The sequence below is a fragment of the Streptomyces sp. NPDC111520 genome, assembly GCF_055635295.1.
This window is the reverse complement of record NZ_JBVKBW010000002.1, coordinates 154697-181315: the sequence shown is the minus strand read 5'-3', so window position 1 is coordinate 181315 and position 26619 is coordinate 154697. Positions and strand designations below refer to the sequence as shown.

Genomic DNA, 26619 nt, shown 5'->3' with positions numbered 1-26619 from the left:
CTACCAGCTGAGGCCGGTGAGCCGCTCGTACGCCTCGACGTACTTGGCGCGGGTCTGCGCCACCACCTGCTCGGGCAGGGCCGGCGGGGGCTGCTCGCCGCGGCGGTCCCAGCCGGACCCGGCGGAGGTCAGCCAGTCGCGCACGAACTGCTTGTCGTAGGAGGGCTGGGCGTGGCCCGGCTCCCACAGCTCGGCGGGCCAGAAGCGGGACGAGTCCGGGGTCAGCACCTCGTCGGCGATGGTCAGCACGTCACCGTCGAAGCCGAACTCGAACTTGGTGTCCGCCAGGAGGATGCCGCGCTCGCGGGCGATGTCCCGGGCCCGGCCGTAGACCGCGAGGGTGGTCTGGCGCAGCTGCGCCGCGGTGTCGGCACCGACCTGGCGGGCGACCTCCTCGTAGCTGACGTTCTCGTCGTGCTCGCCGACCTCGGCCTTGGTGGCCGGGGTGAAGATCGGCGCGGGCAGCTCGGAGCCGTCCACCAGGCCCTCGGGGAGGGTCACCCCGCACACCGTGCGGTCGGCGTTGTACTCGAGCAGCCCGGAGCCGGCCAGGTAGCCGCGCGCCACGCACTCGACGGGGATCATCTGCAGCGGCTTGCAGATCGTCGTCCGCCCCTCCCAGTCGGCGGGGGCGCCCTCGGGGAGCTCGGTGGACAGCACGTGGTGCGGCACCAGGTCGGCGATCTGGTCGAACCACCACAGCGACAGCCGGGTCAGGACGCGGCCCTTGTCCGGGATCTCGGTGGGCAGCACCCAGTCGTACGCCGAGATCCGGTCACTGGCGACCATCACCAGCTCCCCTGCCTCGTTCTGGTACAGCTCGCGCACCTTGCCGGTGTGCAGGTGCACCAGGCCCGGTACTTGCGCGGGCTCGGGCTTGTGGACGAATACGGACATGGGTCCTCCCCGATCGGCGGTTCGGTTCCCGATTCTCCCGTACCCGTACCCGGCGGGCGCGACGAGGTCAGCCGTGCTTGCAGATGTGGTCGAGGAGGTTGGCGGTGGCGCGCTGGACACGGGGGTCGACGTGGCCCGGGCGGTCCAGCGCCGGGGACCAGGCGAAGGTGCCGGAGGCGAACACCAGGGCCCCGCCCGGCGCCCGGTACAGGGAGGTCTCCTGGTGCGCCCGGCGGCCCGCCGAGTCCTCGTACGGGGAGTGGGCGAGCAGGATCCGCTCCATGTAGTCGGGCAGCGGTGTGCGCGGGAAGTAACGGTCCGCCTCGCCCGCGACCAGGCCGGGGATCTCGTCGCCCTCCTCGGCGCCGGTGGCCTCCCACAGCCAGTGCCCGGCGTTCCGCACCACCAGCGGCGACGGTTCGGGCACCCGGCCGGCGTACTGCACGCCGATCAGCAGTTGTTCGGGCTCGCCCATGTCCCGCCACAGGGCGCTGCGGCCCGGCGGGGAGCCGCGCCGCTTGCGGCAGCTGAGCAGCCGGTCGGGGTCGCCGGAGGGGGAGGGGCCCAGCTCGGTCTGCCAGTACATGGTGTTGGCGGACAGGAAGACCAGCGAGGTGCCGCCGTCCCTGGCCGCCTCGACGGCGCGCCGCATGGGGACCGTCCAGTACTCGTCGTGGCCCGGGAAGACCATGCCCCGGTAGCGGGAGGGGTCGATCCGCCCCGCGTGCAGGTCGCGGGCGTCGGCGTAGGCCAGGTCGTAGCCGTAGCGCTCGGCCCAGCGGATGAAGTCGTAGGCGTGGCCGACGTGCAGCGGGAGCCCGGCGCCCGCGTACGGGCGGTCGAAGGAGACGGTGACCGCGGCCTCCTCCTCGCCCAGCAGCCGGCCCTTCTCGTCCCAGGCGTGGTAGAGGCTGGCGCCCGTGCGGCCGTCCTCGGGGTAGAGGTTGTACGCCTGCCAGGTGACGTCCGGCATCAGCAGGAGCAGGTCGGCCGGCCGGTCGTCGCGGACGGTGAAGGGGATGTGGCTGCGGTAGCCGTCCTGCGTGGTGAGGACGGCGACGTAGGCGCCGGGCTTCCAGTACGAGGGCACCTGCAGCCGCCAGGACTGCCACCAGTGGTGGCAGGAGACCGTGCGCCCGGCGGCGAGCGGCGTGGGCTGGACGATCCCCGACAGCCGGGGGCTGGAGGTGAACTGGGCGGCGCCGTCCCCGCCGTAGTGCCCGATCCGGTAGACGTCGACGCCGTAGCTCTGCGGCGGGTCGACGGTGATCCGGAAGTCGATGGCGTCGCCGGGGGCCACGGAGGCGCCCGGCGCGAAGCCCTTGATCTGGCACCGCACGTCGTCCGCCGCGCGCGGGCCGGGCACGCGGGGCGTGCGCCCCACGGCGTCGCCCGGGGAACCCCCGGGCTCCCCGCGGCTGGCCGCCAGGTCGACGTACCACGGCACGACCTGGCCGGTGTCGTCCAGATACTGCACCGCACCGCGCAGCCACGGCACCGGGCCCTGCCCGAAGGGGTCGGTGACCCCGTGCGCCAGTGCCCCGGACTGCCAGCGGTGGACCTGCTCCTTCACCACGATGGTCCCCTCCTCGTGTCCCCCGAGGTGGTGTGCGTGTGCGCACATCCAGCACATCACACAATGCGCTGTCTTGGTTACTGTTCGTGGCGCATTGTCGCCAGGATTTCACGCCGGGGCGAACAAACCCCGCCATTTTTCCGTCAGATGAGCCGTATCGGCTTCTCGGGGCGTACGCCCACGGCGCTGAGCCAGGACCGCAGGGGAGCGGCGTCGCCGTTCTCCACGAGCCGGAGCACCGGCCAGGCCAGGTCTCCCCGGCGCACCCCGCCGACCAGCAGGGCGGGCCCGTCCAGCCAGTCCAGGCCGGGGGCGGCGCCGGCGGTGTCCACCGCGGCGCAGCAGACCATCGCGGTCACGTGGTCGGTGAGCAGCTCACGGCCGGTCCGGGGCGGGAGCAGATGGTAGACGGGCGTGAAGGCGCCGTCGGGCGGGACCTGGGCGGCGGAGTCCTCCCGGGCGGCCGCCTCGCGTACGGCCTCCTCCCGGGCGACGTGCCGGGTGATGCGGGCCGCCAGCTCCTCGCCGCCGCCCGCGGAGAGCCGTTCCAGCACCCGGGCCAGGGTCGCGCGGGCCGGCTCGTCGCAGTCGTCCACCGCGCTCCGCGACCCGCCGGAGGCCACGGATATGCGCCGGCTCCCGGCGACCCCCACGGGCTCGTGGACCTCGTCCAGGACGGAGACCAGGCGGGAGGCGTCGGAGCGCCAGATGCGGTCCACGACCTCCTGCGGATAGGTGTCCCAGCCGACCGGGGCCCATTCCGCGCCCGAGCGCTGCGGACCGCCGTGGAACAGCCGGGCGGCGAGCAGCGAGGCCGCCTCGTCCACCGTGCCGGGCTCCTCCAGCAGGTCGCACGCGGGCCGCTCGCCCAGCCGGGTCTCGAAGCCCTCCGCCAGCCGGTCCCGCCGGGACAGCTCGGTCAGGGCCGCCACCACGCCCGCGTCGAGACGGGACGGCCAGCGCCCCATGCGCCAGGCGGGCAGCGCCACGCGGGTCAGCAGCCGGTCCCAGCCCGCGTAGGCCAGGCCCACCTGCTCCTGGGCCACGATGCGCAGCCCGTAGTCGACGGCCTGGGCCCGCTCGGATGCGGAGGCGGCCACCGCGCGCTCCATCTCCGCCGCGTGCGCCCGGCAGCCGCGCAGCAGGAGCTTGGCGACCCAGCCCAGGAACCCGTACGCGGGCCCCCGCACCAGGCCGACCACCGAGGGCTCCCGCGGGGCGGTGGCCACGCCGACGGCGGCGTCCAGGCCGCGCACGAAGCGGCGGGCGGCCGCGATGTCCGGATCGGCGGCCGGGCCCGTGCCCGCCACGACCGGTGCGAGCAGGGCGCGCAGCTCGGCGACCCGCATCCACCACATGAAGGGCGAGCCGATCACCAGCGCGGGCGCCTCGGTCGGCGTGCTGCGGCGCCGCCGGTGGGTGCGGTCCTCCAGCCAGCTGTCACAGTCCGGGGTCAGTTCTATCGCGGAGGGGGCCGGCACCTGCAGACGAACGGCCAGGTCACGCACCATGCGGTACAGATCGGGCGCGGACGCCTCGGAGACGGCCACGGTCGGGCTCACCGCCGGCCTGGCCCGTACGATCACCGCAGCGACACCGGCCGCGAGCAGCAGCACCAGCAGCGCGCCCGCGACCACCGCCCAGCGCAGCACCTCGGACGCGTCACCGACGATGCGGCCCGTCGCGCCGCCGACCAGCAGCACCACCGCGACCGCCGCGGGCAGCAGCGCCACCGTGAGTGCGGCGCTGCGGATGCGCAGGACGGCGAGCGCGCGTGACCGCGCGTGTCCCTCACCTGCTTCCCCGGCCAACGGTGTGCTCACCCCCAAGCTGCTGACGCGACTGCATGCCCCCACTGTCGCACCGCCCACCGACACCGCAATGTCGGTAGGTCCGATAGTGCGGGATTCGCGGGGTTCCACAGTGCGCTTGCCGGGCACAGTAGTTGGGCTCGGGGCTCACGTCAGCAGGATGGCGAAGGCATCACCCCTTGGAGTGGCCTTGCCGCTGATTCAGGCCTGGGCGGCCTTCTCTGCGATATCCGAACGGTGGTGCGAGCCCTTCAGCCCGATCCGTCCCACCGCCCGGTAGGCGCGCTCACGGGCCTCGGCCAGATCCGCACCGGTGGCCGTCACGGACAGTACGCGGCCGCCGGCGCTCACCACACGGCCCTCCGCGTCCGCCTTGGTGCCCGCGTGCAGCACGTAGGCGTGCTCGTCCTGCGCCGCGACCTCGTCCAGGCCCGTGATCGGGTCGCCCGTGCGCGGGGTGCCCGGGTAGTTCTCGGAGGCGACGACCACCGTCACCGCGGCACCGTCGCTCCAGCGCAGCGACGGGAAGTCGGCCAGCCGGCCGGCCGCCGCGGCGCGCAGCAGGCCCGCCAGCGGGGTCTTCAGCCGGGCGAGCACGACCTGGGTCTCCGGATCGCCGAAGCGCGCGTTGAACTCGATCACCCGCACACCGCGCGAGGTGATCGCCAGGCCCGCGTACAGCAGGCCCGAGAACGGGGTGCCCCGGCGGCGCAGCTCGTCGACGGTCGGCTGGAGCACCGTGCGCTCCACCTCCTCGACCAGCCGCGGATCGGCCCACGGCAGCGGGCTGTACGCGCCCATGCCACCGGTGTTGGGGCCCTCGTCGGCGTCGAGGGCGCGCTTGAAGTCCTGCGCGGGCTGCAGCGGCACCACCGTCTCGCCGTCGGTGACGGCGAACAGGGAGACCTCCGGGCCGTCCAGGTACTCCTCGACGACCACGCGCTCGCAGGAGTTGGCGTGCGCCCGCGCGGCCTCCAGGTCGTCGGTGACCACGACGCCCTTGCCGGCGGCCAGGCCGTCGTCCTTGACGACGTACGGCGCCCCGAAGGCGTCCAGCGCGTCGTCCACCTCGGCGGGGGTGGTGCACACGTAGGAGCGGGCGGTCGGCACGCCGGCCGCGGCCATCACGTCCTTGGCGAACGCCTTCGAGCCCTCCAGGGCCGCGGCCTGCCCGGACGGGCCGAAGCAGTCGATGCCACGGGCGCGCACGGCGTCGGCCACACCCGCCACGAGGGGGGCCTCCGGGCCCACCACGACGAGGTCGGCGCCGAGCCGCTCGGCGAGGTCGGCCACGGCCGCGCCGTCCATGGCGTCGACCGGGTGCAGTTCCGCCACCTCGGCGATGCCGGCGTTCCCGGGAGCGCAGTGCAGCGACTCCACGTCGGGGTCGAGGGAAAGAGCACGGCACAGGGCGTGTTCGCGGGCACCGCCGCCGATCACAAGCACGTTCACGGTGCCCAGGGTATCGGCTGGCGGCGACCGCCCCGCGGGCCGGTCGCCCCGGCCCCCGGCTCACTCTTTCGGGTGGCCGAGGCCTGACCCCATACCTGATCAAGCGACTCGTAAGGGCGGAAATGACCCGATGACGCTCGCACGGTCAGCCGTTCGGCGGTAAGAAGGTGCCTCGTCATCGGAAGTCGCGAGGGAGCGTGCAGGTGAGCCAGCCGGACATGTATCCCGAGGAGGTCCCCCGGGAGAAGCCGAAGCGGCGCGCGCTGCACAGGCAGGAGGACCTGCGGTCGCAGCCCTTCCCGCTCGGCGACTGGGGGGAGCCGGCCGAGCGGCTGGCGGAGATCTACCGCTGGGTGGAGGCCGACGCCCTGCGCACCGTCGAGTGGTACCTCGCCGACCGCCTGCGCAAGCGCCGCTGGGCACGGGCGCTGCGGGTCGGCGCGGCCCTCTTCGCGACGTCCGGCGCCGTCCTCGCCGTCGTGGGCGCGGGCGGCCGCATCCGCTGGGCGTACGCCGCCCTGGTGCTGGCCGTCGTGTGCGTGGGCCTGGACCGCTACCTCGGGCTGACGGCCGGCTGGATGCGGGACATGGCGACCGCCCAGGCCGTGCAGCGCCGGCTGGAGGCGCTGCGCTTCGACTGGGCGTCCGAGTCGGTCCGCGAGGTCCTGGGCCCGACGGAGGGCACCGCGGCCGAGGCCGCCGAGCGCTGCCTGTCGGTGCTGCGCCGCTTCTGTGAGGACGTCTCGGAGCTCGTGCGCTGCGAGACCGGCGACTGGATGGTCGACTTCCGGGCCGGTGCCGCCCCGCTGCGGACCCAGGCCCTCACCTGGGCTGGGAGCGGCCGGGGCACGGAGAGCGCCGCGCCCGGCGGCGGGGGGCGGTTCCCGCTGCTGCCCGGCGGACGGCCGAGCATGCCGCGGCAGCGCCCCCCGGAGGGTCCCCGCGCCGGCTGACCGCCGGCCGGGGGCGCCCTCCGGGCCCGGGCCGCCGCTAACTGAAGACGATCATCGACCCCTGGCCCAGCGCACGGGTCGCCGCCGCGTGCAGCCCCAGCCACACGTGGCGCTCCCGCGCGAAGGGGCTGCCGTCCTGCTGCGCGGGCGGGGCCGCCGGCTCCTCCAGCTCGGTGGGACCGGCCGGCGGCGCCGGAGCGGGCGGCGGGTTCTGCGGGTCGATGCCGATCACCGGGGCCACGAAGGCGAGCTCGCGCAGCAGGCCGTGGGCCGAGCCCAGCGGGCCGCCGGCGTCGAGGAGTTCGTCGTTGACCAGCGGATGGGCGAAGTCGAGGGGGACGTACGCGCCCGCGTGGTCGTAGTGCCAGACGAGGTGCGACTGCTGGGCGGTGGTCTCGAACATCTCCAGCAACTGCTCGTAGTCGCCGCCGAGTTCGTCGACCGGCGTGACCGCGAGGCCCTGGATGTGCAGCAGGTAGGCGCGGCGCAGGAAGTGCAGCGCGTCGTAGTCGAAGCCCGCGACCGGGGCCACGTCGCCGGACAGGCCCGGCATGTAGGAGTAGACGGGCACCGGGGGGAGACCGGCGTCGTTCAACGCCTTGTCATAGCGGGCGATCTCCTCGGCGAACGGGTTGTCGGGGCTGTGGCAGAGCACGTCCACCAGGGGAACCAGCCACAAGTCGCAGGCCACAGGCGCTCCAAGTCCTTCCGTGCGTGGTCGGACCAGCGTAGTGGGCGGCGGGCGTTCCTACCGGCCCGCGGCCAGACGCCGCATGAGCTCGAGCGAATGGTCGTTGAACTCCTCGACGACGCGCTGGGCGGTCCCGGTGTCCCGCTTCTCGATCGCGGTCACCAAGGCGACGTGGTCGGACCAGCACAGACCCGCCACGTCCGGCCGGCCGCGCAGGTAGGGCACCGCGTACACCCAGGTCTGGGTGCGGATCCGGTCGAGGAACTCGCCGACGTGGGCGTTCCCCGCCAGGGCGGTCAGTTCGCGCCAGAAGCGGATGTCGTAGCCGATGAGGACGTCCAGCTCGCCGGCCCGCGAGGCGCGCGCCGCGGCCTCGGCCCGGCGGCGTACGGAGGCCAGCTCCTGGGGGTCGACCTCGCGCATGCCGCGCGTGGCGATGCGGCGGAAGATCCCCTCGACGACGAGGGTGCGCGCCTCGACCATGGAGCGGAACTCGGCGTCGGTGAAGCGCCGCACCTGGAAGCCGCGGTGGTGCTCGACGTCGAGCAGCCCCTGCGCCGCGAGGTCCACCAGGGCCTCGCGGACCGGGGTGGCGGACACCCCGTACATCTCCGCGATCTCCTTGACCGTGAAGTGCCGCCCGGCCGCCATGCGCCCGGTGAGCACCTCGTCGCGGAGCGCGTCGGCTATCTGCTGCCGCAGACTGCTCCGTCGGACGGTTCCACCCGCTGGGCCTTCCGGCATGCCCGGTGCCTCCCTACAGATGTGGCGGTGCGCTTACGGCTCCGCCACACCTTATGCGAGGGCGGGCCGCGGGTGGTCCACACCTGTGGTGCGGCTCACCCGCGGCCCGGCGCGCGCCGGGACGCGCTCAGCCGTCGTTGTAGGGGCCGGTCTTCCCCGTGAACGGGAAGAGGGGGAAGCCGTCCATGCACGGCCGGTCCGGCGGGTGGGAGGGCCACTCCATCCCGACCCGGTAGAGCAGGGTCAGGGCGAGGACCGCCGTGACGAGCGCGAGCCCCGCGGTGGCACCCCCGCCGGGCGGCGGCCACCTGCGCAGCGCGAGCCCGAGGGGCACCAGCAGCAGGAGCATGCAGAGCCAGGCCACGGGCATCAGCAGCTTCAGCCCGATGGTGCTGCTCGCGTCGTTGCCGAGCGGGCAGCTCTGCCACGACCCGGCGACCCACACGGTTCCGGCGAACACGCCGGCGGCGGACAGGGCCCCGCCCGCCAGGTACCAACCGCACCCCGGCGCGGGCTCCGTGGATACGCCGCCTGTCCCGGTCTCCGTCATGCGCTCCCCTCGGGCCGACGCCGTCGCGTCGTCGGCCCGGGAGACTCACGCAGCGGCCGGTACGGTTCCTCAGGAGGCGGGCCGGCCGCCCTCGACGGTGTGCTCGTCGGCGACGGCCAGGGCCGCGTCGAGGAGTGCCAGGCCCTCCTTGGCCTCGGCCTCGGTGATGTTGCAGGCGGGCACCACATGGGTGCGGTTCATGTTGACGAAGGGCCACAGGCCGCTCTTCTTGCAGGCCGCCGCGAAGGCCGCCATGGGGGCGTTCGCCTCGCCCGCCGCGTTGTAGGGGACCAGCGGCTCGCGGGTCTCCCGGTCGCGCACCAGTTCCAGCGCCCAGAACGCGCCCAGCCCGCGCACCTCGCCGACCGAGGGGTGGCGCTCGGCGAGCTCCCGCAGGCCCGGGCCGATCACGTTCTCGCCGAGCGCGGCGGCGTGCTCGACGATCCGCTCGTCCTCCATCACCCGGATCGTGGCGACGGCGGCGGCACAGGCCAGCGGGTGTCCGGAGTAGGTCAGGCCGCCCGGGTAAGGGCGGGTGGCGAAGGTCGCGGCGATCTCCTCGCTGATCGCGACGCCGCCGAGCGGCACGTAGCCGGAGTTGACGCCCTTGGCGAAGGTGAGCAGGTCGGGGGTGACGTCGAACTGCTCCGCGGCGAACCAGCTGCCGGTGCGGCCGAAACCGGCCATGACCTCGTCGAGGACGAAGACGATCCCGTACCGGTCGCAGATCTCGCGGACGCCGGCCAGGTAGCCGGGCGGCGGCACCATGATGCCCGCCGTGCCGGGCACCGTCTCCAGGACGATCGCGGCGACGGTCTGCGGGCCCTCGAAGACGATGGTGTCCTCCAGGTGCTGCAGCGCGCGGTCGCGCTCCTGCTCCTCGGTCTCCGAGTGGAACGGCGAACGGTAGAGGAACGGCGCCCAGAAGCGGACGACGCCTGCCGAGCCGTTGTCGGAGGCCCAGCGGCGCGGGTCGCCGGTCAGGTTGATCGCGGCCGAGGTGCCGCCGTGGTACGAGCGGTACGCGGAGAGCACCTTGTGACGGCCGGTGTGCAGCCGCGCGAGCCGGACGGCGTTCTCCACGGCCTCGGCGCCGCCGTTGGTGAAGAAGATCTTGTCCAGGTCGCCGGGGGTGCGCTCGGCGATCAGCCGGGCGGCCTCGGAGCGCGGCTCCACGGCGAAGGCGGGCGCGAAGGTGACGAGCTTCGCGGCCTGCTCCTGGATGGCGGCGACGACCTCGGGGTGCTGGTAACCGATGTTGGTGAAGACCAGCCCGCTGGTGAAGTCCAGGTAGCGGTTGCCGTCGTAGTCCCAGAAGTACGCGCCCTCGGCCCCGGCGACCGCCAGCGGGTCGATCAGGCCTTGCGCGGACCAGGAGTGGAAGACGTGGGCGCGGTCGGCGGCCTTGACGGCGGCGCCGGTCCCGGGGTCGGCGGAGGGAGGGGTCATGCGCCCAGGCTAAGCAACGGCCCGGACGCATGACATTGGCACCCTGTATGACGGTGGCCGCGCGCGCCGACATCTTGTAGGGCGCGCGCCGCCGTCGTCCTCAGAGGAAGGAGTTGACCTCGATGGTCTCGGTGCGGCCGGGGCCGACGCCGATGGCCGAGATCGGGGCGCCGGACATCTCCTCCAGCGCCTTGACGTACGCCTGGGCGTTCTTCGGCAGGTCGGAGAAGGTCTTCGCCTTGCTGATGTCCTCGCTCCACCCGGGCAGGGTCTCGTAGACCGGCTTGGCGTGGTGGAAGTCCGTCTGGCTGAACGGCAGTTCCTCGAAGCGCTTGCCGTCGATCTCGTAGGCGACGCAGACCGGGATCTGCTCCCAGCCGGTGAGGACGTCGAGCTTGGTGAGGAAGAAGTCGGTGAGGCCGTTGACCCGGGTCGCGTAGCGGGCGATCACCGCGTCGAACCAGCCGCAGCGGCGGTCGCGGCCGGTGGTGACGCCCCGCTCGCCGCCGATGCGGCGCAGCGCCTCGCCGTCCGCGTCGAACAGCTCGGTCGGGAACGGGCCGGCGCCGACCCGGGTGGTGTAGGCCTTGAGGATGCCGATCACCCGGTTGATCTTGGTGGGGCCGATGCCCGAGCCCGTGCAGGCGCCGCCGGCCGTCGGGTTGGACGAGGTCACGAAGGGGTACGTGCCGTGGTCCACGTCCAGCAGCGTGCCCTGGCCGCCCTCGAGGAGGACGACCTTGCCCTCGTCCAGCGCGGTGTTGAGGACCAGGGTCGTGTCGGCGACGTAGTCCTTGATCTGCTCCGCGTAGCCCAGGTACTCCTCGACCACCTGGTCGGTGCTGATGGCACGGCGGTTGAAGATCTTGATCAGGACCTGGTTCTTGTCGTGGAGGGCCGCCTCGACCTTCTGACGGAGGATCGACTCGTCGAAGAGGTCCTGGACCCGGATGCCCACGCGGTTGATCTTGTCGGCGTAGGCGGGGCCGATGCCGCGGCCGGTGGTGCCGATCTTGCGCTTGCCGAGGAAGCGCTCCGTGACCTTGTCGATCGTCTGGTGGTACGGCGTGATCAGGTGCGCGTTACCGCTGATGAGGAGCTTGGACGTGTCGACGCCGCGCTCGTTCAGCCCGCTCAGCTCGGAGAGCAGGACCGCCGGGTCGACGACGACTCCGTTGCCGATGACCGGGGTGCATCCCGGTGACAGGATCCCGGAAGGCAGGAGGTGCAGCGCGTACTTCTGGTCGCCGACGACGACCGTGTGGCCGGCGTTGTTGCCGCCCTGGTAGCGCACCACGTAGTCCACGGAGCCACCGAGCAGGTCGGTGGCCTTCCCCTTGCCCTCGTCACCCCACTGAGCACCGAGCAGCACAAGTGCGGGCACAGGCGTACACCCCTTCCGGGCGGGGCATGTCCAACGTGGCTCCCCATGGCGGGGAGAGCCGTCGGACCGGTGCCCCGGAAATAGACGAAGCCCCTGGCGCAAGGCAGCGCAAGGGGCTCTTGCACCGAGATGTTACCTGAGGAAGGACCAAGGTGTCGGCTCAGCGACCGTCCGGGCAGCCCCTGCTCGTGGTCATCGACCCCGCCGCCCGCGTCATGGACGGCGAATCGGTACGCATCGCGAAGGACGTGCTGTGCGGGGGAGCCCCCTCCGTGAAGATCGCCCTTCCGGAGTCCGAGGAGGAGGCCGTCCGGGTGCTGGAGCACCGCGGCCGGCGGCGCCCGGTGGTCGTGGGCGACGACGCGGCGCTGCTGCGCACGGTACGGACGCTGCACTCGGCACGGGGGCTGGGCGAGGCCGTCGTCGGCCTGGTGCCGGTCGGACGGCGGACCGGTCTGGCGCGGGCGCTCGGCGTGCCGGGCGGGGCGGTGAGCGCGGCGCGCGCGGTGCTGGACGGGGCGGAACGCGAGCTGGACCTGCTGCTCGACGACAGCGGCGGCATCGTGCTGGGCGCGCTGCGCATCGGCTCGGCCACCCCCGCCTGGTGGACGCCGGTGGAGCGCCGGGCCCGTTCGCTGGCCCGCACGCTGAGCCTGAACGGCCACTCCCCGCACCTGGGGCTGGGGATGCGCGGCGGCCACCGGCTGCGGATCGAGGCGGACGGGGTGGTGCTGGCCGACCTGGACGACTGCGTCGAGGAGGTGTCGGTGTCGACGGCGGTGCCGGGCGTCGCCGAAGTGCTCGTCCGCAGGGAGGGTGTGGCGCACACGGGGCCGGTGCACGCCCGGAGCATCACCGTCTCGGGCCGGGACTTCCGCTACACGGCGGACACCGCGCCGGCGGGTCCGGTCCGGCGCCGCACCTGGACGGTGGTCCCGGCGGCCTGGCGGCTGACCGTCCCGCGGTCGGCGTACCAGTAGACGGACCGCCGGAGGGTCAGAGCGCGCCCTGCCGGCGCAGTTCGGCCTTGCGCTCGCGCCAGCGGTCCATCATGTCGCCGAGTTCGTCCTGCAGGAAGTCGAAGAAGGCGGCGGTCTCCGCGAGCCGGCGGCCGGCCGCGGTCTCGGGGCCGAGGGTGTCGATGCCGGAGCGCAGGGCGTTCTCCCAGCGGGCGAGGACCTGGTCGCGGCGGGTGAAGGTCTCGTACCACTGGTCGCTGTGCACCCGGTAGCGCTCACGCCGTGAGCCCGGCTCGCGCTCGCGGGTGAGCATGCCGACCTGCGCCAGGTAGCGGACGGCGCCGGAGACGGCGGCGGGGCTCGCCTGGAGCCGTTCGGACAGCTCGGCGGCGCTCAGCACACCGGTCTCCGAGGCGAGGAGCGCGGAGAACACCCGTGCCGCCATGCGCTGCATGCCCGCCTCGACCAGTTCCGCCGCGAAGCGCTCGACGAACGTCATGGGCTCCAAGGACTCCTCCGCCACCGTCATCGCCTCCCGTCCCGAAGTTTATACACTTCTTTAACTTCACAAATTTGTGAATCTACTGTACGTTCGGAAGCATGACGAAGGCAATCAGTGTGGCCGGACTGCACAAGTCCTTCGGCCGCACGCACGCACTGGACGGTCTCGACCTGACCGTCGAGAAGGGCGAGGTGCACGGCTTCCTCGGGCCCAACGGGGCCGGCAAGTCGACCACCATCCGCATCCTGCTCGGGCTGCTGCGCGCGGACCGGGGGGCCGCCCAGCTGCTCGGCGGCGACCCGTGGCGCGACGCCGTCGCCCTGCACCGGCGGCTGGCCTACGTCCCGGGTGACGTCACCCTCTGGCGCAACCTCAGCGGCGGCGAGGTCATCGACCTGCTGGGGAGGCTGCGCGGTGGTCTGGACGGGGCGCGCAGGCGGGAGTTGCTGGAGCGCTTCGAGCTGGACCCGACGAAGAAGGGCCGCGCCTACTCCAAGGGCAACCGCCAGAAGGTCGCGCTCGTCGCCGCGTTCGCCTCCGACGTCGACCTGCTGATACTCGACGAGCCCACCTCCGGCCTGGACCCGCTGATGGAAGAGGTCTTCCGCGAGTGCGTCCGCGAGGAACGCGACCGCGGCCGGACGGTGCTGCTGTCCAGTCACATCCTCAGCGAGGTCGAGGCCCTGTGCGACCGGGTCAGCATCATCCGGGGCGGGCGCACGGTGGAGACCGGGAGCCTCGGCGAGCTGCGGCACCTCACCCGCACCTCGGTCACCGCTGAGCTGGCCGGCACGCCGCAGGGCCTGGACGGGCTGCCGGGCGTGCACGACCTCGACGTACGCGGCAACCACGTCCGGCTCCAGGTCGACACCGACCGGCTCGACGCGGTGCTGCGGCAGTTGAGCGGGACGGGCGTACGCAGCCTCACCAGCACGCCGCCCACACTGGAGGAGCTGTTCCTGCGGCACTACGAGGACGGCCCCGCGGACCCCGTCGCCGTCGGCGCCCTCGCAGCCGACACGGAGGCGCGGCGATGAACGCCCTCACCGGGACGGGCACGCTCACCCGGCTCGCGCTGCGCAGGGACCGCGTCATGATCCCGGCGTGGATACTGCCGATCGCCCTGCTGGTCGCGTCCACGGCCTCGGCCTTCGGCGGCCTCTACGACACCCCGGCGGAACGCGCCGGGGTCGCGGCGAGCACGGCGGGCAACGGCTCGCTGCGCGCCCTGTACGGGCCGGTGTTCGACACCGGCATCGGCGGCCTGACGGCCTGGCGCATGATGGCCTTCGGCGCGGCGCTGGCCGGACTGATGGCGATGCTCCTGGTCGTCCGGCACACCCGGGAGGAAGAGGAGGCCGGCCGGCTGGAGCTGGTCGGCGCTGGCGCGGTCGGACGACGGGCGCCGCTGGCCGCGGCCCTGGTCACCGGTTTCGGGGCCTCACTGCTCCTGGGGCTGCTGGTCACCCTGGCGCTGCTCGGGCAGGGCGCGCGGGGCGCTGTCGCCTTCGGGACGGCCTTCGCCGGCGCGGGCTGCTCCTTCGCCGCGGTCGCGGCGGTCGCGGCGCAGCTGACGGAGAGCGCCCGTGCGGCGCGCGGCATCGCGGGCGCGGTCCTCGGCCTCGCCTTCCTGATACGCGCCGTCGGCGACGCCGGGAGCGGCACGCTGACCTGGCTCTCGCCGCTGGGCTGGGCGGAGAACGTCCGTCCCTTCGCGGACGAACGCTGGTGGGTGGCCGCCCTGTTCGCGGCCTGGGCGGCCGGCCTCGTCGCCGTCGCGTACGCCCTGGTGGCCCGGCGCGACATCGACGCCTCCCTGCTGCCGCCCCGGCCCGGACCGGCCACCGCCGGTCCCCGTCTGGGCACCGCGCAGGGGCTGGCCTGGCGGCTGCAGCGCGGCTCGCTGTGGGGGTGGACGGCGGGCTTCGCCGTGGGCGGCGCCGCGCTGGGCGGCCTCGCCAACGGGGCGGCCGACCTCGTCCGGGACAACGAGCAGCTCGCGGACGTCATGCGCGACATGGGCGGTGCCTCCGGGCTGGTCGACTCCTACCTCGCCTCCATGACCGGGGTGATGGGGATGATCGCCGCGATCTACGCCGTCCAGGCCGTGCTCCGGCTCCAGGGCGAGGAGAACTCCGGCCGCGCCGAACCCGTCCTCGCCACGGCCGTGGGCCGGGTCCGCTGGGCCGCGAGCCACGCGCTGCTCGCCTTCGCCGGTTCCGTGCTCCTCATGGCCGTCTCCGGCCTCACCATGGGACTCGGCTACGGGGCGACGGCCGGCGACACCGTCGGCCAGATGTGGCGGCTGACGGGCGCGGGCCTGGTGCAGCTGCCCGCGGTCTGGTTCGTGGCCGCGGCGGCGCTGCTGCTGTACGGCGCGGCGCCGAAGGCGGCACGGGCCGGCTGGGGCGTGGCGTCGCTGACGCTCGCCATCGGGCTCTACGGGCCGGCGCTGGGGCTCTCGCCCTGGGTGATGGACCTGTCCGTCTTCACGCACCTGCCGAAGGTGCCCTCGGCGGACGTCACCGCGACCCCGTTGGCGGTGCTCACCGTGCTGGCCCTCGCGCTCGCCGCGACGGGGCTCGCGGCGCTGCGCCGCCGGGACATCACGGCCTGAGCGGCGGGAACGGCGCGAACGGCGGGACCCGGCCCTCGGGCCGGGTCCCGCAGCCGCACCGGGCCGGGTGCTAGCAGGTGACGCGCAGTTCGCGCAGACCCCGGATGACGTAGCCCTCGTTCCAGGCGGGTTCCGCCGCGAGTTCCAGCCGCGGGGCGCGGCGCAGCAGCGCCGTGAAGGACGCGGCCAGTTCGATGCGGGCCAGCGGGGCGCCGAGGCAGTAGTGGATGCCGGCGCCGAAGGTGATGTGCGGGTTGTCCGCGCGGGAGAGGTCCAGCCGGTCGGGGTCGGCGAAGCGCTCCGGGTCGCGGTTGGCGGAGCCGAAGAGCAGCGCCACCTCGCTGCCGCGCGGGATCACCGTGCCGCCGACGTCGATGTCGTCCAGCACCCAGCGCTCGAACATCTGCAGCGGGGTGTCGAAGCGCAGCAGTTCCTCGATCGCCGTGGGCAGCAGTTCCTCCGGTGCCCGGCGCAGTTCCGCCAGTTGCCCGGGATGCCGGAAGAGCGTCCACCAGCCGTTGCCGGTCGTGTTGACGGTCGCCTCGTGGCCCGCGTTCAGCAGCAGGACGCAGGTGGAGACCATCTCCTGCTCGCTGAGCCGGTCGCCCTCGTCGTGCGCCGCGATCAGCGCGCTGATCAGGTCCTCGCCGGGCGCCTTGCGGCGTTCGGCGATCAGCTCACGCAGGTAGGCGGAGAACTCCTCGCTGGCGCGGACCGCCCTGCGCGCGGCGTCCTCGGAGGGGTTGAGCTCGAACATCCCGACGATGTCGGCCGACCAGGGCCGCAGCAGGTGCCGGTCCGCGGCCGGTATCCCCAGCATCTCGGCGATCACGGCCACCGGGAGCGGCTCCGCGACCGTGGCGATGAGGTCGCCGCCGCCCTCCGCGACCAGCCGCTCCACCAGCTCCCCGGCCAGCCGCTGCACGGTCGGCGTGAGCCGCTCGACCGTGCGCGGGGTGAACGCCTTGGAGACCAGCCGCCGGATGCGGGTGTGGTCGGGCGCCTCCAGGTCGAGCAGGCCGTTGCCGTTGAGCGTGGTGAAGGGCTCGTGCTCCGGCGGCGGCGCGGTGCGGCCGAACTCCTCGTGGGTGAAGCGGTGCAGGTACGTACGCCCGAGCCGCCGGTCCCGCAGCAGCGCGCTGACGTCCTCGAAGTGCGGGATGAGCCACTGCCCGCTCGGTTCGAACCAGTGCGCGCGCCCCTCGGCCCGCAGCCGGGCGTAGGCCGGGTAGGGGTCGGCGACGAACTGCGGCGACCAGGGATCGAAGGCGGTGGCAGTGCTGCTCATGTGCGGAGACTACCTCCCGCCCGTTCAGCCGCCCGGGGTGACCAGCCGCGCCTCGTACGCGAAGACCGCCGCCTGGGTCCGGTCGCGCAGCCCCAGCTTCACCAGGACCCGGCTCACATGGGTCTTGACCGTGGACTCGGCGACCACCAGGTGGTCGGCGATCTCGGCGTTGGACAGCCCCTGCGCGACCAGCACCAGCACCTCCGTCTCGCGCTCGGTGAGCTCGCCGACCCGGTCCTGGGCGGGCGGCCGGGGCGTGCCCAGCCGGTTGAACTCGGTGATCAGGCGCTTGGTGATCGCCGGGGCGAGCAGCGCGTCGCCGGCCGCCACGATGCGTACGCCGTCCGCGAGCTGGCGGGCCGAGGCGTCCTTGAGCAGGAAGCCGGACGCGCCCGCGCGCAGTGCCTGGTAGACGTACTCGTCCAGGTCGAAGGTGGTCAGCACGAGCACCTTGGCGTCCGCGTCCGCCGCGACGATCTCGCGGGTGGCCTCCAGGCCGTTGAGCTCGGGCATGCGGATGTCCATCAGCACGACGTCCGGCCGCAGCGCCGCGACCTGCTCGATCGCCTGCCGCCCGTCGACGGCCTCGCCGACGACCTCGATGTCGGGCTGGGCGCCCAGCAGCACCGAGAAGCCCTCGCGGACCATCATCTGGTCGTCCGCGATCAGCACCCTGATGGTGCTCCCCGGGGTCCGCGCGCTTCCCGCGCTTCCCGCGCTTCCCGCGCTTCCCGCGCTTCCCGCGTTCCCGCTCATGCCCGCTCCCCGGGGACCGGGATGAACACGGTGACCTCGTAGCCGCCGTCGCCGGTCGGCCCGTCGGTCATCTCGCCACTGAGCATCGCCACCCGCTCCCGCATGCCGGCTATCCCGTGCCCGGCGCCCGGCGAGGGCTTCACGAGGCCGCGCGGCGGGCCGTTGACGACGCGCAGCCCGAGCCCTCCGAGGACGTAGCTGACCTCGACCCGGGCGGCGGCGCCCGGCGAGTGCCGCAGCGTGTTGCTCAGCGCCTCCTGGATGATCCGGTACGCCGACAGCTCGACCCCCTGCGGGAGCTCGCGCACCGCGCCGGTCACCGTCCGCTCCACCTCCAGTCCCGCCTCGCGCACGTTGGCGACGAGCCGGTCGAGGTCGGCGAGGGTGGGCTGCGGCGCGTCGGGGGCCTGGTAGTCCTCGGCGCGTACGACCCCGAGGACGCGGCGCAGTTCGGTCAGGGCGATGACGGCGTTCTCGCGGATGATCGCGAAGCTCTTGGTCAGCTCCTCGGGCGGGTTCTCCACACGGTACGGCGCGGCCTCCGCCTGGATCGCGATCACGGACATGTGGTGGGCGACGACGTCGTGCAGCTCGCGGGCGATGGTCGTGCGCTCCTCCAGCAGCGTGCGCCGGGTCCGTTCCACCTCGGTCACGGCGACCTGGGCGGCGACCTCCTGCCGGGACTGGCGCAGCCCGCGCACCGCCGACACGACGGACAGCAGGACGGCGGAGAGGAAGACCACGATGAACGGGTCCGAGCCGTACCCGTTCGACAGCGGCTGGAAGGCCAGCGCCAGCGCGGCCGTCAGCAGCCACATCTCGGCGGCCACCCGCGCCCTTGTGCGCGCCGCCACCACGCCCAGCACCGTCAGGTGCGAGACGAAGCCGGCGTCCGTCCACGGGTAGGTGGAGGACCAGCCGGCGCTGAACATCCCGGTGAGCACGGCGGCCCCGACGGACAGCCACCACGCGCCGATCGGCCGGAACATCGTGGTGAGCAGCGGCACCCCGACCAGCAGGGCCAGCACGAAGCCGACCGGGCCGCCCTCGCTCTCCGTCGAGACGAACATCAGGAAGACCGTGAAGCAGGTCAGCGCCGCGTGCGGCATCCAGCGCCCGTACCCCCGGAGCCGGCGCGGCACCACGGCGAGCAGCGGGTGCCCGTCGCGCAGCGACGCCATCGGCCGGAAGGCGAAGGCATCGGTGATCAGGTCGTGCCGCAGTCCGCTGAGGGCGCCGCGGGCCATGCGGAGCTCGGTCCGCAGCGAGGTCTGGCTTGTCTCGGTCACGCTCTCACGGTAGGGACTGCGCACGTCGCCGTCGTCACCTGCGAAGACGATGTACCGGCGTCATCCTCAAGGAGGACCCCACCGGACGGACGCCTCAACGGGCGGACGCCTCACCAGGCGAGCTGGCCGATCTCCTCGGCGACCACGGCCGCCGCGGCCGCCGCGGGGTCGATCACCGGGAAGTGGCCCACGCCTTCCAGCAGCGTGAGCTGGACCTCCTCCCCCGCCTTCGCCGAGGCGGCCGCGAAGGCCTCCGCGACCTGCGGCGGGACGACCTCGTCACGGTCGCCGTGCACGACGGTCACGGGGATGCCGGTCGGCAGCAGCGCGGACGGGTCGGTCTCCGCCCGGCGCCCGGCGAGCAGGTCGGCCCCGCCGAGCAGTTCGGCGACCGCCCCGGAGCACACGTCCCGCTCGACGGCGGCCGCGAGGTCGGCGATCGGCGCGAGCGCCACCACCCCGCGCAGCGCGGGCGCGCCCGGGCGGTACCAGCGCGACCCGGCGGGCAGCACGTGCCGGGCGGCCGCCCACAGCGCGAGGTGCCCGCCGGCCGAGTGACCGGTGAGCACGATCCGCCGGACGTCCACGGTGTCCGCGCCCAGGGCTGCCTCGGCCAGCGCCGGAACGGCGTCGACGGCGGCCGCCACGTCGTCGAAGGTGTCCGGCCAGCGGCCCGCGGCCGTACCGCCGTTGCCCCGGCGGTACTCGACCGAGGCGACCGCGAAGCCGTGCCGGGCGAGCAGGCCGGCCAGCGGCGAGACGTGCGTCCTGTCGTACGCCGCCCGCCAGGCGCCGCCGTGCAGCAGCACGACCAGCGGCCCCGGCCGGGTGACGCCCGCCCCGGGCCGGGGACGGTAGAGGTCGACGACCTGGTCCGGGTGCTCGCCGTAGGCGGCGGTGGCGTCCGGCGGGACGGCGGCGTGGGAGAACGCGGACGCCTCCTCGGCCGCGGCCCGCTCCGCGGGGTCACGCGGAGCGGACCGGTGCCCCACCGCGTCGGCGCGGCCTTCGGCGCCTGCCGGAATGGTGTCGCTCGACGAGGTGGGGTCGGACATGCGTTACCGCGTTCCTTCCAGGACCTGGGCCAGCACCCGCGCCGCCCGCTCCGCGTCAGCGAAGCGCGTGTACAGCGGGGTGAATCCGAAGCGGAGGATATCCGGCTCGCGGAAGTCGCCGACGACGCCCCTGGCGATCAGCTCCCCCATCACCGCGCCCGCGTCGGGGCAGCGCAGCGCGACCTGGCTGCCGCGCTCGGCGTGCGCGGCCGGGGTGACCGACCGTACGACGCCGTCCGGCACGTACGCCGCGACGCACTCCAGGAAGAAGTCGGTGAGGGCCAGGCTCTTGGCCCGCACGGCGTCCAGGGACACGCCGTCCCAGACGTCGAGGGCCGTGTCCAGCGCCAGCAGCGACAGGATCTCCGGGGTGCCGACCCGGCCGCGGACGCTGCCGTCGGCCGGCCGGTAGGCGGCCTCCATCGCGAACGGGTCGCGGTGGGAGTTCCACCCGGGCAGCGGGGAGTCGAAGCGCGGCTGCAGGTCGCGGCGGACGTACAGGTACGCGGGCGCGCCGGGGCCGCCGTTGAGGTACTTGTACGTGCAGCCGACGGCCAGGTCGACGCCGTGCTCGTCCAGGCCGACCGGCAGGGCCCCGGCCGTGTGGCAGAGGTCCCAGACCACCAGCGCGCCCGCCGCGTGCACGGCGGCCGTGGTGGCCTGCAGGTCGTGCAGCCGGCCGGTGCGGTAGTCCACGTGGTTGACCAGCGCGACAGCGGTGCGCGGGCCCGCCGCCGCGGCGACGTCCGCGGCGTCGACCGCGCGGATCGCGCAGCCGGTCATCCGGGCCGCGGACTCCGCGATGTACCCGTCCGTGGGGAAGGTGGCGGCGTCGACCAGCACCTCGTCACGGGCCGGGTCGGTCTCCCGGGCCATCCGGACGGCGCCGACGACGGCCTTGAAGACGTTGACGCTGGTGGAGTCGCCGACCACGACCTGGCCGGGGGCGGCGCCCGTCAGCGCGCCGATGCGGTCGCCGATCCGCTCCGGCGCCGTCCACCAGCCGCTCTCGGTCCAGGAGCGGATGCGCAACTGCCCCCACTCGCGCCCGACGACGTCGGCCATGCGGTCCTGCACACCCGCGGGCAGCGCGCCCAGGGAGTTGCCGTCCAGGTAGACGGTGGCGTCGTCCAGGACGAAGCGGTCGCGGAGCTTCGCCAGCTCGTCGGCGGTGTCGAGACGGGCGGCCTTCGCCGCGGGGGACTCGGTGGGCTTCGTCGGGTCAGACATGGCTGCGGGCCGTCCAGAGCTCGGGGAACACGTTCTTGCTCGCGCGCTTCTCCAGCCAGGAGACCCCCGCGGAGCCTCCGGTGCCGGTCTTGGCGCCCATCGCGCGGCGGGTCGCCACCAGGTGGTCGTTGCGCCAGCGCCACACCAGCTCGGCGACCTCGGTCAGCGCCTCGCCCAGCCGGACGAGTTCGCTCTCCTGCTCTCCGGAGTACACGGCCTGCCAGGCCCGCTCGACGGCCGGGTCGGCCTCGTAACGCAGCGAGAGGTCGTCACGCTGCGGGACGTCGTGGCCGCGGCGGGCCAGCAGCCGCACCACCTCGTCGTAGAGGCTGGGCTCGTGCAGCGCCTTCTGCAGTTCGTCGTGCACGCGCGGCGCGCCGCGGTGCGGGACCAGCATCGACGCGGACTTCTCGCCGAGCAGGAACTCCATGCGCCGGTACATCGCCGACTGGAAACCGGACCCCTCGCCGAGGGCGGCCCGGTAGGCGTTGAACTGCGCCGGCGTCAGGTGCGCGATCGGCTCCCAGGAGGCGTTGAGCGACTGCAGCTCGTAGGTGCTGCGCTTGAGCGCGGCCAGCGCCGTGGGAACGTCGTCGGCCGCGAGCGCGCGGGAGGCGGTCTCCCACTCGTGCACGATGACGGTGAACCACAGCTCCATGACCTGGGTGGTCACCAGGAAGACCATCTCGCCGGGGTCGTCGGAGCGGGGGTGCTGCAGATGGGTGAGGACGTCGGCCTGGACGTAGTCCTCGTACGGGGTGGTCCCTTCGAAGTCCAGGTTGGGTGCCTCGGGGGCGTCCTGGGAAACGTCGGGGCGGTGGGACATCGGTGTCTCCGTGGATGTGGGCTACCAGGTAGCGGTCTGTCCCGCACGCCGTCGCGGCGGGACCCCGGTCCCCTCGGACCCGCGCTCTACCGGCGCCGGGCCCAACCGGAATCATGCGTGGTCAGGACCCGGTACGGCAAGACCTGCCCGGCGCGCGCGCCGGACAGGTCGGGGGTGGGTGCCGTGGTCCACGGCGGGGGGGAGGTGGCTCAGCCGAGCGTGTCGGCGGCGGTCTGCGAGGAGTCCCGCAGGAAGGTGCTGCAGCGCTCGTACTCCTCCTGCTCGCCGATCGACTGGGCGGCCCGCGCCAGGGCGTGCAGGGCCCGCAGGAAGCCGCGGTTGGGCTCGTGCTCCCAGGGCACCGGGCCGTGGCCCTTCCAGCCGTTGCGGCGCAGCGCGTCCAGGCCGCGGTGGTAGCCGGTGCGGGCGTAGGCGTAGGACTCCACGACCCGGCCGGCCTCGTAGGCGTCGTCGGCGAGCTGCGCCCAGGCCAGGGAGGACGCCGGGTACTTGGCGGCGACCTCGGAGGGGGCCGCTCCCGAGGCGAGCAGCTCGCGCGGCTCGGGGTCGTCGGGCAGGTTCGTCGGGGGCGGTCCCCCGAGCAGGTTCTCGTGAATGGCCATGGGTTCCAGTATGGCCGGGGCCCGGCCCTTCACGTGGAAGGGCCGGGCCCGGTGCGTACCGCCGTGCGGGGCGGTTACTTGAGCTTGGTGCCCGCGGAGCGCAGGTCCTGGCAGGCCTCGAGGACACGGGCGGCCATGCCGCCCTCGGCCAGCTTGCCCCAGCTGCGCGGGTCGTAGGTCTTCTTGTCGCCGACCTCGCCGTCGATCTTCAGCACGCCGTCGTAGTTGCGGAGGATGTGGTCCGCGACGGGACGGGTGAAGGCGTACTGCGTGTCGGTGTCGATGTTCATCTTGACCACGCCGTTCTCCAGCGCGGTGGCGATCTCCTCCTTGGTGGAGCCGGAGCCGCCGTGGAAGACGAAGTTGAACGGGTCCTGCTTGCCGAACTTGGCGGCGACGCCCTCCGCGAGCTCCTTCAGCAGCTCGGGGCGGAGCACGACGTTGCCCGGCTTGTAGACGCCGTGGACGTTGCCGAAGGAGGCAGCGAGCAGGTAGCGGCCCTTCTCGCCCAGGCCCAGCGCCTCGGCGGTGCGGATCGCGTCCTCGACCGTGGTGTAGAGCTTGTCGTTGATCTCGTGGGTGACGCCGTCCTCCTCGCCGCCGGTGGGGGTGATCTCCACCTCGAGGATGATCTTCGCCTTGGCGGCCTCGGCCAGCAGCTCCTGCGCGATGGCGAGGTTGTGGTCGAGGGTCTCGGCCGAGCCGTCCCACATGTGCGACTGGAACAGCGGGTTGCGGCCGGCCGCCACACGCTCCTGGGAGATCGCCAGCAGCGGGCGCACGTAGCCGTCCAGCTTGTCCTTCGGGCAGTGGTCGGTGTGCAGCGCGATGTTGACGGGGTACTTCTCGGCGACGACGTGCGCGAACTCGGCCAGCGCCACCGAACCGGTGACCATGTCCTTCTTGTACTGGCCACCGAGGAACTCGGCGCCGCCCGTCGAGATCTGGACGATGCCGTCGCTCTCCGCCTCCGCGAAGCCGCGCAGCGCGGCGTGCAGGGTCTGGGTCGAGGTCACGTTGATGGCCGGGTAGGCGAACTTGCCGGCCTTCGCCCGGTCGAGCATCTCGTTGTAGATCTCGGGGGTTGCGATGGGCATGTGTCCGCTCCTTGTGATGTGCGGGTTGTTCGGTGAGTGACCCTGACCTGGGATCGACGTCATCGTCGCCCCCATCTTGGCAGACTCGCGCGAGAGCTCCACACACTGCGCACCACGGACATACCTCAGGGGTGGAGGGTTTCACGTGAAACCTTCCACCCCTGAGGGAAAGCGCAGGTCAGACGGCCAATCAGCCCAGACCGAGATCGTCCAGACCGAACGCGCGCACGTACGGGAGCCCGGCCTCCGCGATGGCCGGAGCGGCACCCCGCTCGACGATCACGGCGACGGCCACGACCTCGGCGCCGGCCTCGCGGGCGGCCTCCACCGCGGTCAGCGGCGAACCGCCCGTGGTCGAGGTGTCCTCGACGACCAGCACCCGCCGGCCCTTGATGTCCGGCCCCTCGATGCGCCGCTGCATGCCGTGCGCCTTCTGCGCCTTGCGCACCACGAAGGCGTCCAGCCGGCGGCCGCGGGCCGCGGCGGCGTGCAGCATCGAGGTGGCGACCGGGTCGGCCCCCAGGGTGAGCCCGCCGACGGCGTCGAAGTCCAGGTCGGCCGTGGCGTCGAGCATCACCTGGCCCACCAGCGGAGCGGCCTCGGCGTCCAGCGTGATCCGGCGCAGGTCGATGTAGTAGTCGGCCTCGAGACCCGAGGAGAGGGTCACCTTGCCGTGCACCACGGCCTTGTCCTTGATCTGCTGCAGCAGGGCATCACGCGCGTCGCTCATGGCCACGAGCCTAGCCCAGCGGCTCCCAGGCCCAGGTCGCGCGGACCTCCAGCGGATCGATGGGGGTGACCAGGCGCGGCGCGGTGTTCAGCCCGTTCGGCGGGCCCGACTGCGGCTCCACGCAGATGGCGGGGGGCTGTTCGTCGTAGACCACGACCCACTCGGCGGGGCTGGTGATGCGCAGCCGCAGCTCGTCCGGCCAGGTCAGGGTGACGTCCACGCCGTCCGGCATGCCGAAGCAGTCGTCCCAGGGACGGGGCTTGGGGTCCACCCGGTGGCCGGTGGGCAGGTGGTCGTCGCCGCGCTCCTCCATCCAGCCGGGGGTGAAGTCGATGAGCGCGTCCTGCCCGCCGCGGCCGAGGTTGCGCAGGAACCAGGGGTGCCAGCCGGCCTGGGCCGGGAAGGAGTCGTCCGTGGTCTCCACGCTCATCGTGAGCTCGAGGCGGTCCTCGGACAGTTCGAAGCGCTGGCTGACCCGGCCCTGGTACGGCCACGGCTCGGCCAGGTCGTAGTAGAAGCAGGCGCTGTCGCCGGTCGTGCCGGGCGCCGTCCGCCAGGCGACGTGCCGGCCGGTGCCGTGGATGGCGTGCGGGCCCGCGTCGCGCGGCATCTGGTGCAGCACCCCGCCGTTGCGGAACTGCCCGTCCCGGGTGCGGCCGCACCAGGGGACCATCGGGAAGGACCCGAAGGTGGGGCCCTGCCGCAGCAGCTCGACACCGCCGACGGTCAGCGAGCCGACACGGCAGCCGAGATCCGGAAGGATCGTCAGCCGCGCCGGTCCGGCTTCGAGTTGGACAGCGTGCTCGTCGTCTCGCCCGTCAGGGTTCTCATCCGTGGCCACGGCACAGACCCTACGGGAACGAACGCCTGCGCCGCCGCAGCACCCGCCCCGCGACCACGGCCGACAGCAGCAGCGCCGCCGCGGCCGGCGCATAGCGGCGCAGCGAGGCGGTCGCGACACCGCTCTGCGGCGCGGGCACCGGGGCGTAGCGGCCGCGCGGCGGCGCGTGGTCGACCTCCTCGGCGCTGCGGCCGATCAGGGTGCGGCGGGCGTGCGCGGCCTCGGCGGGCAGGTCGATGCCGGCCGGGTCCTCGGGGACCCCGGCCACCGCCTCCCCGCCGGGCAGCGGCTCGCCGGCGGCCTCGTCGTCGGCGTCCTGCGGCTCGGGGAGTTCCTGCAGCTCCTGCAGTTCCTGGGCGTCGTGCCCGGCGAACTCGTCGAGCTGCGCGGGCAGGTCGTCGGTGAGGTCGTCGGCGGCGGTCTCCCCCGCGGCGGGCCCGGGCGCCCCGGCCGGGGCCTCCTCCTCCAGGTCGGAGGTGAGCGCGGCGACGAAGCGGTCCAGCAGGCGGTGGCCCGCGGCGGTGACCGCCGTCTCCTCGTGGTCGGCGAGCCGGCCGTCGGCCTGCACGGCGCCGGTGAAGGTCAGCAGCGCGCCGCCCGACACGGTGTCCACGCCGAGCTCCAGCGCCACCTTGACCGTGCCCGCGCCGCGCGCCTCGACGGCCTCGCCCTCGATGGTCAGCCCGCCGCCGCGCGGGACCAGCCGCAGCGTGCCGCGGTAGGTGATGGTCGAGCCGCCGATCCGCAGCCTCAGCCGGCCGGCGAGGCCCTCCTCGGCGCCGGCGTCGCGCTGGAGGCCGGGCACGCAGCGGGCCACGCGCTCCAGGTCGGCGAGGGACCGGCGAATGGTTTCGGCCGGAAACGGAACGAACACCTCATGCGGCTCCATGCCGCGAGCCTAATCCGCCGGGCGGCCCTTCGGTGCTGATTCGCCGCCGGTTCGCCCTCACCCCGGACGCGGATGCATCAGCGTCGACGGGGGCAGATCCCGCAGCGGCGCCCGCGCGGCACGCCGGGCCGCCGACGCGAGCTCGCCGGGGGACAGCGACCGCAACGGCGGCGCGTCCGGGGCGAGCCGCAGCGCCGGAACGCGGTCACGGGCGGCCGGCACAAAACCCCAACCCTCCTCCCCGTCGCCTGTGTCGACTCACCGCCCGCTCGCCCTCACCCCGGACGCGGATGCATCAGCGTCGACGGGGGCAGGTCCCGCAGCGGCGCCCGCGCGGCACGCCGGGCCGCCGACGCGAGCTCGCCGGGGGACAGCGACCGCAACGGCGGCGCGTCCGGGGCGAGCCGCAG

The 26619-nt window shown here is 73.7% G+C and carries 25 protein-coding genes; 4 read left to right on the top strand and 21 right to left on the bottom strand.

Annotated features, from left to right (window positions below; all coding sequences use genetic code 11):
* The 4 genes from ACZ7MY_RS04840 to purD all read right to left on the bottom strand — a co-directional run bounded on the left by ACZ7MY_RS04840 (position 1) and on the right by purD (position 5736).
* The gene (locus tag ACZ7MY_RS04840; protein ID WP_499599625.1) at positions 1–897 is read right to left on the bottom strand and encodes a phosphoribosylaminoimidazolesuccinocarboxamide synthase; all 897 of its coding nucleotides are present in this window, start codon (positions 895–897) and stop codon (positions 1–3) included.
* 67 nt (positions 898–964) lie between these two features.
* Positions 965–2473 carry a N,N-dimethylformamidase beta subunit family domain-containing protein gene (locus ACZ7MY_RS04835; RefSeq protein ID WP_499599623.1) on the bottom strand — a complete coding sequence of 503 codons (1509 nt, stop codon included), beginning with the start codon at positions 2471–2473 and terminating at the stop codon, positions 965–967.
* A gap of 143 nt (positions 2474–2616) precedes the next feature.
* Entirely contained in the window at positions 2617–4296 is a 1680-nt protein-coding gene (locus ACZ7MY_RS04830; protein WP_499599621.1) for a hypothetical protein, read from the bottom strand.
* Between the two features lie 189 nt (positions 4297–4485).
* The gene (gene purD, locus ACZ7MY_RS04825; protein WP_499599620.1) at positions 4486–5736 is read right to left on the bottom strand and encodes a phosphoribosylamine--glycine ligase; all 1251 of its coding nucleotides are present in this window, start codon (positions 5734–5736) and stop codon (positions 4486–4488) included.
* A gap of 203 nt (positions 5737–5939) precedes the next feature.
* Between purD and ACZ7MY_RS04820 the strand changes: the two genes are divergently transcribed.
* Positions 5940–6689: an SLATT domain-containing protein gene (locus ACZ7MY_RS04820; RefSeq protein WP_499599618.1), complete on the top strand. Its 750-nt coding sequence runs from the start codon at positions 5940–5942 to the stop codon at positions 6687–6689.
* Between the two features lie 37 nt (positions 6690–6726).
* Here ACZ7MY_RS04820 and ACZ7MY_RS04815 read toward each other — a convergent pair whose 3' ends face one another.
* From ACZ7MY_RS04815 to ACZ7MY_RS04795, 5 genes are all read right to left on the bottom strand, one after another.
* On the bottom strand, positions 6727–7380 hold the full coding sequence (locus ACZ7MY_RS04815; protein WP_499599617.1) for a putative DNA-mimic protein: 654 nt from the start codon (positions 7378–7380) through the stop codon (positions 6727–6729).
* A 57-nt stretch (positions 7381–7437) separates the two neighbouring features.
* Entirely contained in the window at positions 7438–8124 is a 687-nt protein-coding gene (locus ACZ7MY_RS04810; protein ID WP_499599616.1) for a GntR family transcriptional regulator, read from the bottom strand.
* A 127-nt stretch (positions 8125–8251) separates the two neighbouring features.
* Positions 8252–8674 carry a hypothetical protein gene (locus ACZ7MY_RS04805; RefSeq protein ID WP_499599615.1) on the bottom strand — a complete coding sequence of 141 codons (423 nt, stop codon included), beginning with the start codon at positions 8672–8674 and terminating at the stop codon, positions 8252–8254.
* A gap of 69 nt (positions 8675–8743) precedes the next feature.
* The gene (locus ACZ7MY_RS04800) at positions 8744–10123 is read right to left on the bottom strand and encodes an aspartate aminotransferase family protein (protein WP_499599613.1); all 1380 of its coding nucleotides are present in this window, start codon (positions 10121–10123) and stop codon (positions 8744–8746) included.
* 100 nt (positions 10124–10223) lie between these two features.
* Positions 10224–11507 carry an adenylosuccinate synthase gene (locus ACZ7MY_RS04795; RefSeq protein ID WP_499599611.1) on the bottom strand — a complete coding sequence of 428 codons (1284 nt, stop codon included), beginning with the start codon at positions 11505–11507 and terminating at the stop codon, positions 10224–10226.
* Positions 11508–11659: 152 nt separating this feature from the next.
* On the opposite strand from ACZ7MY_RS04795, the gene ACZ7MY_RS04790 reads away from it, so the two are divergent.
* Positions 11660–12487, top strand: coding sequence for a diacylglycerol kinase family protein (locus ACZ7MY_RS04790; protein WP_499599610.1), 828 nt, complete (start codon positions 11660–11662; stop codon positions 12485–12487).
* A gap of 16 nt (positions 12488–12503) precedes the next feature.
* On the opposite strand, the gene ACZ7MY_RS04785 is transcribed toward ACZ7MY_RS04790, so the two are convergent.
* On the bottom strand, positions 12504–12965 hold the full coding sequence (locus tag ACZ7MY_RS04785) for a GbsR/MarR family transcriptional regulator (protein ID WP_499599609.1): 462 nt from the start codon (positions 12963–12965) through the stop codon (positions 12504–12506).
* 101 nt (positions 12966–13066) lie between these two features.
* Between ACZ7MY_RS04785 and ACZ7MY_RS04780 the strand changes: the two genes are divergently transcribed.
* Together ACZ7MY_RS04780 and ACZ7MY_RS04775 are read left to right on the top strand one after the other, a co-directional pair.
* Positions 13067–14005, top strand: a complete 939-nt coding sequence (locus ACZ7MY_RS04780) for an ABC transporter ATP-binding protein (RefSeq protein WP_499599607.1) — start codon at positions 13067–13069, stop codon at positions 14003–14005.
* Complete coding sequence (locus ACZ7MY_RS04775) at positions 14002–15585, top strand: ABC transporter permease (RefSeq protein WP_499599606.1); 1584 nt, start codon at positions 14002–14004, stop codon at positions 15583–15585. The genes ACZ7MY_RS04780 and ACZ7MY_RS04775 overlap by 4 nt, the downstream gene beginning before the upstream one ends.
* A 70-nt stretch (positions 15586–15655) precedes the next feature.
* Here the strand turns inward: ACZ7MY_RS04775 and ACZ7MY_RS04770 are convergent, their stop codons facing one another.
* From ACZ7MY_RS04770 to ACZ7MY_RS04720, 11 genes are all read right to left on the bottom strand, one after another.
* Positions 15656–16873 (bottom strand): cytochrome P450, encoded by a 1218-nt coding sequence (locus ACZ7MY_RS04770; protein ID WP_499599604.1) that lies wholly within the window; start codon positions 16871–16873, stop codon positions 15656–15658.
* A gap of 24 nt (positions 16874–16897) precedes the next feature.
* Positions 16898–17551: a response regulator gene (locus ACZ7MY_RS04765; protein ID WP_499600262.1), complete on the bottom strand. Its 654-nt coding sequence runs from the start codon at positions 17549–17551 to the stop codon at positions 16898–16900.
* A gap of 74 nt (positions 17552–17625) precedes the next feature.
* Entirely contained in the window at positions 17626–18918 is a 1293-nt protein-coding gene (locus ACZ7MY_RS04760) for a sensor histidine kinase (protein WP_499599603.1), read from the bottom strand.
* 110 nt (positions 18919–19028) lie between these two features.
* A complete protein-coding gene (locus ACZ7MY_RS04755; RefSeq protein WP_499599601.1) occupies positions 19029–19973 on the bottom strand; it encodes an alpha/beta hydrolase family protein in 945 nt (314 codons plus the stop codon).
* Positions 19974–19976: 3 nt separating this feature from the next.
* Positions 19977–21203 (bottom strand): kynureninase, encoded by a 1227-nt coding sequence (gene kynU / locus ACZ7MY_RS04750; RefSeq protein ID WP_499599599.1) that lies wholly within the window; start codon positions 21201–21203, stop codon positions 19977–19979.
* A complete protein-coding gene (locus ACZ7MY_RS04745) occupies positions 21196–22029 on the bottom strand; it encodes a tryptophan 2,3-dioxygenase family protein (protein ID WP_499599598.1) in 834 nt (277 codons plus the stop codon). Before ACZ7MY_RS04745 ends, kynU begins: the two co-directional genes overlap by 8 nt.
* Before the next feature lie 209 nt (positions 22030–22238).
* Positions 22239–22652, bottom strand: a complete 414-nt coding sequence (locus ACZ7MY_RS04740; RefSeq protein ID WP_499599597.1) for a DUF3151 domain-containing protein — start codon at positions 22650–22652, stop codon at positions 22239–22241.
* Between the two features lie 74 nt (positions 22653–22726).
* The gene (gene fbaA / locus ACZ7MY_RS04735; protein ID WP_499599596.1) at positions 22727–23749 is read right to left on the bottom strand and encodes a class II fructose-bisphosphate aldolase; all 1023 of its coding nucleotides are present in this window, start codon (positions 23747–23749) and stop codon (positions 22727–22729) included.
* 190 nt (positions 23750–23939) lie between these two features.
* Positions 23940–24479 carry an orotate phosphoribosyltransferase gene (pyrE, locus tag ACZ7MY_RS04730; RefSeq protein ID WP_499599595.1) on the bottom strand — a complete coding sequence of 180 codons (540 nt, stop codon included), beginning with the start codon at positions 24477–24479 and terminating at the stop codon, positions 23940–23942.
* Positions 24480–24489: 10 nt separating this feature from the next.
* A complete protein-coding gene (locus ACZ7MY_RS04725; protein ID WP_499599594.1) occupies positions 24490–25320 on the bottom strand; it encodes an aldose epimerase family protein in 831 nt (276 codons plus the stop codon).
* 10 nt (positions 25321–25330) lie between these two features.
* Entirely contained in the window at positions 25331–26209 is an 879-nt protein-coding gene (locus tag ACZ7MY_RS04720) for an SRPBCC domain-containing protein (RefSeq protein WP_499599592.1), read from the bottom strand.
* Positions 26210–26619 lie beyond the last annotated feature (410 nt).